Origin of the sequence: uncultured Thiodictyon sp., assembly GCA_903837595.1 — a bacterium.
In the GTDB taxonomy this organism is placed as follows: domain Bacteria; phylum Pseudomonadota; class Gammaproteobacteria; order Chromatiales; family Chromatiaceae; genus Thiodictyon.
Genome location: CAILVI010000517.1, coordinates 1 through 7,454 on the forward strand (window position 1 = coordinate 1; position 7,454 = coordinate 7,454).

The window sequence follows — 7,454 nt, forward strand, 5'->3', positions numbered from 1 at the left end:
AGCAAAGATTACGAGCGGAAGCCAACGTCTAGCGAGACGCAGGTCTATATCGCGTCAGGCCGCCTACTTCTCCGGCAGATGTGCAACAATCAAACGCCCTATATACGAGACGCCAATTGACTATCAGTCATTTGCTGGTTTCTAGACAGTCTCTAAGTCTGGTGCTGGAGTATTCAAGCATGAAGTTTACTTACGTGTAAACTTGTTTCGCGTCCCCGATCTGGTGAGGACGAGGGGACTCGGGGTTTGCAGTACCTCAGTTTGTTGAGCCCCTGTCCCTGGAACAAGTGGCCTGCCATGTCGGCTTTGCTCAAGGCCATCCCCTCGCCACGTCCTGGTAGCGCACGCGCCGGCGCGTGCCGATCTTGTGGAACGGCATCTCGCCGCGCTCCAGCAATTGGACCAGGAACGGTCGTGGTCCTGCCTCGACCGGCACATCCACACCTGACCGTTGGCTGACGGTCACGCTCAAGCTTTGTCTAACCACCCTGCCTTACGCTGTGCCCAAGGTCGCGATCAACCGTGCCCTGATCACGCCAAGACGGCGTCCGGAGATCAACCATGTACACATACCCAATCCACTCCCGCGACCCACGTACTGCCCCGGAGGCCCGGACCGCGCGGCCGTCCAAGCCAGCGTCGCGCGGCAGCATCGCGCAAGACCTGGCGGTCGCTGAGATGATCGTCAACGCCTTCAACGATAACGCGTCGCAGCTCTATCGCGGCATTTGATCGTCCTGCTGGACTCGCCCAGTTTCCCCCACTGCGCCCGAAGTCGCGGCGCTGACTCTGGCACAGTTCCCCCCACTTTGCCTGCGTCAGCGCCCCGACTCCGGCCAGTTCCTGGCGTCCGTCTGCAATGTTCGTGGGTCGAGCCGCGGAGTTTTGTGGACCGCTACAGGTAGGCCCCGCCTGGACAGCGACATCCCCATCTGACCATTCGCTGACAGTGCCGTTCAGGTCGTGTCTACTGGGCTTGCCTTACGCTGTGCCCAAGGTCGCGGTCAGCTACGTCACTATCACGGCTCAAAGTACTCAGCTGTTATATCCGGGAACACCGGCCCCCCAGCCGGCCCGGGTCCTTTTTTCGTCTGTTCTGTGAGCATCCAGTTGATTCGAGATCGCTCCCCTGGCAATGCGACGGTTGGGTCCAAAAGGTACCTCTCATGAATCTCCCACGCGCTTCGATCTGGATACAAGACCTGATTATGCTCGCTGCCGTGCTGACGGTGGTGGCGACCGCGTTGCTGGATTGCCTATGGCTACCTTTGCTTTGAGGCCGCCGCAGGCCGAACCCGGAGCGTGATCCGGTAGAGCACCGGCTACGCCTCGCCTGCTGCTTGAACCACAAGACCCTATTCTGACCATTTGCTGACGGGCGCACTCAGGTCCTGTCTAACCGGCCTGCGTTACGCTGTGTCCCAAGGTCGCATCAAACGCGGCCTGATGACAAACCATAGTGCTCGGAGGATCAGACAATGCATACCTACCCAATCGATGACCGTGACTCGCGTGCCGCATTGAAGCCCCGCACCTCGGCGATGGCAACTCCCGTCGGTACTCGGTGTGTCAAGGGCGTGCGTCCCCAGGCCGTATTCAGCGCCAGTATCGAAGCCATGATGGTCACCGAGATGATCGTCAGCGCCTTCAACGATAACGCGTCGCAGCTCTATCGTGGTATTTGATCAGGGAGCGTCTGTTTAGCGTACGATTTTCCCGACTTCTGCGGTGATCGAAAGAGGATGAGAACCATGCAAAACGTAGCGAGCTATCATAGCAACCCTGCGGATCTGCACCAGATCGTTGAGTCCCTGCACGCCGTCCTTACCAGTGATAAGCCGGAAGTTCGCCCGCGATACGATCGGGTTGCGCAACTGCCGAGCCACCGTGCCGTAGCGGTTAAAGCCGTGGGACGTCAAGATGGCCCCTGGTGACATGACTGTTGTCTCCTGGTGACGGTGCAGGCACCAGCAAAGCCGGAAGCGACGGGAACAGATGGTCCAACATCAAGCGTCCGGCGGGTAACCGGTTGGGGCAACTGACCGATCTGAACGCAAACGAGACGGAGGACGGACCGCACCGGGCGTTCTGTTCCATTGCGCCTGAGAGACCCCAAGCATCGCGTTTTCAGCCAACGGCGGGGCCTTCGCTGGACTCAGCACCTGCGGAAGCCGCCGCTGGCGGGTGTGGGTCTCGAAGCCGCAGAAGCGAATCTTCAGCGTCACTGTGCGCCCCGCGATCCCCTCCTGGCGGGCCGTGGCGGCTACCTCGGCCGCCAGCTCCCGCAGGGTGTCGCGCAGCACGCCGGAATCGGTCACGTCCACCCCGAAGGTGGTCTCCTTGGAGAGTGACTGCCGGGCGGTCCGCTCGCCGACCCGGTCGGAGGCGATGCCACGTGCCTGTTGGTAAAGGTTGGTGGCGGCCCGCGGGCCCAAATGGGCCTGAAGCTGCGTGAGCGACAACCCGCGCAGGTCCGCGACGGTGCTCAGCCCCAACCGCTTCAGGATCGGCAGGGTCCGGAGGACGCCGACCGGCTGCCCGCCCAGGAAGTCCAGCACCCGTTCCGCGGGCACCACGACCAGCCCGTCCGGCTTGCCGAAGTCCGAGGCGATCTTGGCCACCAGTCGGTTTGGGGCGATACCGACCGAGGCGGTCAGGCCGACCGCGGTGCGGATGGCCGCCTTGATCTGCGCGCCGATGGTCTCCGGGGGACCGACCAGGTGCCCGAGCCCGCTCACGTCCAGAAAGGCCTCGTCGATCGAGATCGGCTCCACCACCGGGGTACAGGTGGCCATGATCGCGCGAATCTGGCGGGCGACTTCCAGGTAATGCGCCATGCGTGGGCGCAGATAGACCGCGTGCGGACAGCGGCGGTGGGCCTCGTTGATGGGCATGGCCGAGTGGATGCCGAAGCGGCGCGCCTCGTAAGAGCAGGTGGCCACCACCCCGCGTCCGCCGGGCTGGGCGCCGACCACCACCGGCAGCCCGCGCAGGGCCGGATTGTCGCGCTGTTCCACCGCGGCATAGAAGGCGTCCATGTCCAGGTGCATGATCCAGCGTGGGGGCAGGGTGCTGATGGTCCTGGTGCTCAACAATGGAAACGCACTCAAGAGGGCAGCAATGGTGGCTGGAATCAGTCTGCGCCGGCGGTCGGACGGCCAGTACCGGCCCTGCTCACTGCAACGAGCACTCGATGAGTTGCGCGATCTCCTGTGAAATGCGTTCGTTCATCTCCTCGGGCAGGTCGAGCCGGTCGTAAAGCCCGTTCATGTAGCCCAGCAGCAAATTGATCTGGCGGAATAGTTCTTCGTGATCGTCGAACTGCCAGCCGATCATCCCCGGCCGGGTTTGCTCCCGGTGGCCCCGGCACAGCAGGCGCAGAACGTGCCAGAAGGTATCCCCGACCTTCTCGACGAAGTGAAACCAGTAGGGGAACTCGGCCGTCACGTCCAGGAAGTAGGAGCGGATCGCCGGGATCTCCGCGGTCTCGCGCGGGTCGTTATCCCATCCGTCGAAGTAGAAGGTGACCTTGCCTTCCCAGCGCATGGCGATCTCACGGGTAGCGGCCAGCGGCAAGAGCGCGTCGAGCAGGGGACGGATGTCGTGCGTCACCACCGATTCGTGGGTGATGGCGATGACCAGGATCTGGTCCTTGGCGGGCGAGAGGCGGGCGCGCGGGTACTTGGGTTTCTTGGGCATGTCGTCGGTGGTCCGCGGCTATCGAGGTACCGGATTATCCCCCTCTCATCGGAACTTATCAGCACCCCCGTCCGCGAACACGAAGGGCAGGTTGGTGCTTTCCCGGTAGGCCTCGCCGCTCACCACCCGCTCCGGCGCGATGCCCCGGCGGGCCTCGAGCAGGGCGTGGGCGATGCGCCGGTCGTGTAGGCGGTAGCGCTCGGGCAGGGCTATTCCGCGTACGTCCGGGCAATCGTCGTGGAAGATGTGGCGGTAGAGCTCGCTCATCATGCCGTAGCGGGCCGACATCAGGGTGTTGGTGGCCTGCTTGATCTGGCGCAAGCCGTCGCGGTCGTGGTTGAAGAAGCTGGTGACCAGCATCACGGAGATGGCATGTAGCACGTCGTACTGGACGTGGGCGATGAACACGAACAGGTGCCGCCGGGTTATCGGCACATCGTTCTTCCACGCCCAGCGGATCATGCCGCCCAACAGCAGGCTGAAGAACTCGGGCACGCCCCATTCCATACCCAGGCCCACGGACGCCAGGGATTCCACTACCGTGAAGGCCGGATGGCCTGAGAGCAGGCGCTGGGTGAGCACGTTGTCGGCCACGCCGGGCAGCATGGGCACGTCCTGTTCCTCGAAGGGCACGGCCAGGCACTCGAACAGCTGGCGGTACATGCCGATGTGGGTGGTGGACAGCAGCAGGTCGTGCAGGGACGGGTAGTCGGCGATGCAATGGGTGCCGACGCCGTATTCGTCCGCCAGGAGCTGGGCCAGGACGATCTGGGCCAGTTCGGAAATGCGCTCGTTCAGGCAGCCGCAGGGCAGGGGCATCAGGCCGGAGAAGCGACCCAGGGCCAGCGATACGCACTGGCGGGTGTTCTTGATCTGGTTGAAGTAGTGCGGGGCGAAGGCGGTGAGCCGTGCCTGGTCGAAGTCGCCCTTGAACACCCGCACGAAGAAGGGATGGCGCCACACCGGGTGGTCCATCACATGGTTGTGCAGGTCCTCGAACAGCTTGCGCAATCCCTGGGGCTGGAACAGGTCCAGCTCGCGGAAGCGGTTGCCCGGGTCCTTTCGCCGCGATGGTGCGCAACTCGGTCAGCAGGGCGTTGAGTGGGTTGTCCGCGTGCTCCAGCTGGCCGATGATTGCCGAGAAGTCCCGCTGCTGGCTGGTCTTGCAGCCCGCCAGCACGGCCTCGGCAGGTCCGGCATGGGATGGACGCCCGCGTTCAGTAGGGGCGTGCCGTCCGGTGAGACGGTGAGCAGGTCGGATAAGGCGGTGGCTGGGGTCATGTCCGGGGCCGTGCTTTAGTGTATGCGGTTCGGGGGATAAGAAGTCCACCCGCAAAGCGGCTGGGGTAAAACGCAGGAAGAGCCACCCGGTCTTACCTCTTCAAATGATGCCTTCGCGTTTGAGCTGTTGGGTCAGCACCTCGATCTTTACGTCAAGTTGCTCCACGTCGCTTTCCAACAGCGTCTGCTGCTGCTCCCGGAAGGCGTCCTCGACCGTGATCAGTGCCCGGCGGAAGCGTTCGTTGAGTTCCGGCGCGATGATTCGAGTGTGGGTCTTCGCGTAGTCCTCGACGACGCTCTGGACACCGTCGAGGTAGACGTTGAGGAATTTGCGTGCCCGGTGCAGGTCACGCGGGTCTTCCTCAAGTCGGCTAAGGATTGCTCTTGCAAGTTCGGTGATGCGCTGCAGCCGCATGGCCAGCTCGGGCTGACGGATGTCGCGGCTGGCCTGCTCAATGGCGGCGATCGAACGATCAGCCTCTACCAGCGTGGTGCGCGCGTGTTCGCTGCCGCCGCCGCGCAAGGGTCTGCTGGTGAGCAGGTCGAAGCCATAGGTGAGATAGCAGCCGAGCAGGGCGACCAGCGCAAAGGAGCAAGCAATGGCGGGGCTGTGACCGACGCCGAGCCAGGTGGTCATGCCGGTGGCGAGGCTGATGAGCGCGCAGCCTAATGTCTTGAACGGCCAACGTCCGTCAGCGCGCCCACCGGTGTGCAAGAGCCCGCGCCGCACCAGCAGTGCGCCACCCAAGGACAGGGCGTAGCCGATGGCGTTGCCGAGGAACGGCACCAGTTGTCCCTGTGCCAATGATAGCGTTGCGGCGACCGGGATCGGGAGCGGCACCAGGAAGAGCAGCAGTCCCGCGACAGGTGACGGCTGGGTGGTCTCGGCGCGGTGTTCCCAGAGGTTGTTCCATAACCGTCGCCCCAGCCGCATCAACAAGGTGGCGGTGATCAGGGCGACAGCAACGAGCAGCAACAGGCGCGGCATGGCGTTGGCTCCGTCAGCCGGCCCCGGTGGGGGATGAGCAGGAGACCAACAGGGACTGCCAGGAAGCGACGCCGATGGCGGTGAGAATCAGCAGGATGCCAACCACGGTACGCAAGCGCTCAGGCATGGATATGGCCCTCCAATTTGGGCGATGTTAAACCTGGGATAAGGTTTCGCTCACCCAAAGGACCATGATAGCCCCGCGGGTTGACCCGGTCTACGCCGGGGCCAGGCTGCCAAGGGTCACGGTCGTTGTCTTGCGCATCTATTTGGTCGGACTTTAGCGGCCGTCCCTTGACCTGGACCCTCGCCGCGGGCCTGCTGCTCTTCGTCATGGAGTTCATCCTGTTCGCCGCCCTGGTCCCGACCGACTGGGCGCGCCAGGTCAGCGCGCGGGAACTGGCGTCTCTGGTGGACACAGTGGGACCCGCGCAGGCCGACATCATCCTCGACCGCGCGGTGCGCTGGTATCGGGCCTGTTGCGTGCGTACTGGACTGCAGGCGTGGAGTTACCACGTCCTGGTCCCCGATCACCGGATGGCGGGGGCGGGGTTGGCGAAACTGGCGGACAGCCCCGTCTGGCCCTGGCTCGCGGGCCGGGTGCAGGTGGTGTGGTGGTCACTCGGGCAGGCCTGTCAGCGTCTGGCGGTTCTGCTCTTCTGGTGGCCGTTCAGTCTGATCCTGTGCGCTGCCTCGGCGTACGATGCCTTGTTACGGCGACGCATCCGACAGCACAGCTTTTCCTATGCCAGTCCGCTGATCCATTTCTGGTCGGTGCGGGCGCTGCTTTGGATACTGCTTGGGACACTGATGCTGTTGGTTGCGCCCATTCCGTTACCGGCGACGGGCGTGCCGGTCGGGGTGGCCGTCGTTGCCGTGCTGGTGCTTGCCAACAGCCAGAAGCGTTTGTAAGTCAGCGGCATACCCGCTCCTGCGGCGGTTGACGAGGTGCTTCGGTGCCCGGCTCCCTGAGGGGCAGGAGTGACGCCTGGGCGGCGCACTGTCAGGACCGCTGGATCAATTCAGCGGCCTTCAGGCGGAAGACCGCTCACGCCCCAGAGGCGCCGTCCGCCGCTTCTCGGTCAGATGCCGCAAATCACCCCATACCGGACTCCACGCATGTATACCCCGGCATCATCCGCTACGGCCAAGGTCACGGATCTGGCGTGAAACCCCCGAGGAAGCAGCTATCACTTTGGTTCCCATAAGAATTTCTTCCTTTGGCTCGCTTCCCGTTGTCAGCTATGTTGGCAGACCACTTAGCCCATCTATAACATAACCCCATTGATATACAGCTCTGAACCGCATCCAACCAACTGATTCGTATGTACACACCTGTCTGAAATCGCAATGTAGTGCCAAGTTGTTCGAGAGGGCCAGAATAAGATAGGTGACGGATGTCGTAGAGTACCGGGATGTACATCCGTCGCACCCACACGAGCAACAGCGCCACCGGCGAGCGCTACGCGACGCACCGACTGGTGCA

The 7,454-nt window shown here is 63.3% G+C and carries 9 protein-coding genes; 3 read left to right on the forward strand and 6 right to left on the reverse strand.

Annotated features, from left to right (window positions below):
- Positions 1–310: 310 nt before the first annotated feature.
- A complete protein-coding gene (locus tag QZY44_RS31190) occupies positions 311–466 on the reverse strand; it encodes an excisionase family DNA-binding protein (RefSeq protein ID WP_295456829.1) in 156 nt (51 codons plus the stop codon).
- A 95-nt stretch (positions 467–561) separates the two neighbouring features.
- Between QZY44_RS31190 and QZY44_RS31195 the strand changes: the two genes are divergently transcribed.
- Both QZY44_RS31195 and QZY44_RS31200 read left to right on the forward strand, forming a co-directional pair.
- Complete coding sequence (locus QZY44_RS31195) at positions 562–732, forward strand: hypothetical protein (protein ID WP_295456816.1); 171 nt, start codon at positions 562–564, stop codon at positions 730–732.
- A gap of 746 nt (positions 733–1,478) precedes the next feature.
- Positions 1,479–1,685 (forward strand): hypothetical protein, encoded by a 207-nt coding sequence (locus QZY44_RS31200; protein ID WP_295456818.1) that lies wholly within the window; start codon positions 1,479–1,481, stop codon positions 1,683–1,685.
- A gap of 15 nt (positions 1,686–1,700) precedes the next feature.
- Here QZY44_RS31200 and QZY44_RS31205 read toward each other — a convergent pair whose 3' ends face one another.
- The 5 genes from QZY44_RS31205 to QZY44_RS31225 form a co-directional block, all read right to left on the reverse strand.
- Positions 1,701–1,937, reverse strand: coding sequence for a hypothetical protein (locus QZY44_RS31205; RefSeq protein ID WP_295456820.1), 237 nt, complete (start codon positions 1,935–1,937; stop codon positions 1,701–1,703).
- A gap of 69 nt (positions 1,938–2,006) precedes the next feature.
- Complete coding sequence (dinB, locus tag QZY44_RS31210) at positions 2,007–3,092, reverse strand: DNA polymerase IV (RefSeq protein ID WP_295456821.1); 1,086 nt, start codon at positions 3,090–3,092, stop codon at positions 2,007–2,009.
- A gap of 82 nt (positions 3,093–3,174) precedes the next feature.
- On the reverse strand, positions 3,175–3,699 hold the full coding sequence (locus QZY44_RS31215) for a hypothetical protein (RefSeq protein ID WP_295456823.1): 525 nt from the start codon (positions 3,697–3,699) through the stop codon (positions 3,175–3,177).
- A gap of 45 nt (positions 3,700–3,744) precedes the next feature.
- Entirely contained in the window at positions 3,745–4,710 is a 966-nt protein-coding gene (locus tag QZY44_RS31220; protein ID WP_295456824.1) for a hypothetical protein, read from the reverse strand.
- A 370-nt stretch (positions 4,711–5,080) separates the two neighbouring features.
- Positions 5,081–5,968: a 5-bromo-4-chloroindolyl phosphate hydrolysis family protein gene (locus QZY44_RS31225; protein WP_295456825.1), complete on the reverse strand. Its 888-nt coding sequence runs from the start codon at positions 5,966–5,968 to the stop codon at positions 5,081–5,083.
- 294 nt (positions 5,969–6,262) lie between these two features.
- Between QZY44_RS31225 and QZY44_RS31230 the strand changes: the two genes are divergently transcribed.
- On the forward strand, positions 6,263–6,880 hold the full coding sequence (locus QZY44_RS31230; protein ID WP_295456827.1) for a DUF4400 domain-containing protein: 618 nt from the start codon (positions 6,263–6,265) through the stop codon (positions 6,878–6,880).
- Positions 6,881–7,454: the final 574 nt, after the last annotated feature.

Bases quoted from the DNA above. Each gene is read 5' to 3' on its own strand.
- QZY44_RS31225 (WP_295456825.1), bottom strand. From the start codon at position 5,968: ATGCCGCGCCTGTTGCTGCTCGTTGCTGTCGCCCTGATCACCGCCACC.
- QZY44_RS31215 (WP_295456823.1), bottom strand. From the start codon at position 3,699: ATGCCCAAGAAACCCAAGTACCCGCGCGCCCGCCTCTCGCCCGCCAAG.
- QZY44_RS31200 (WP_295456818.1), top strand. From the start codon at position 1,479: ATGCATACCTACCCAATCGATGACCGTGACTCGCGTGCCGCATTGAAG.
- QZY44_RS31195 (WP_295456816.1), top strand. From the start codon at position 562: ATGTACACATACCCAATCCACTCCCGCGACCCACGTACTGCCCCGGAG.
- QZY44_RS31205 (WP_295456820.1), bottom strand. From the start codon at position 1,937: ATGTCACCAGGGGCCATCTTGACGTCCCACGGCTTTAACCGCTACGGC.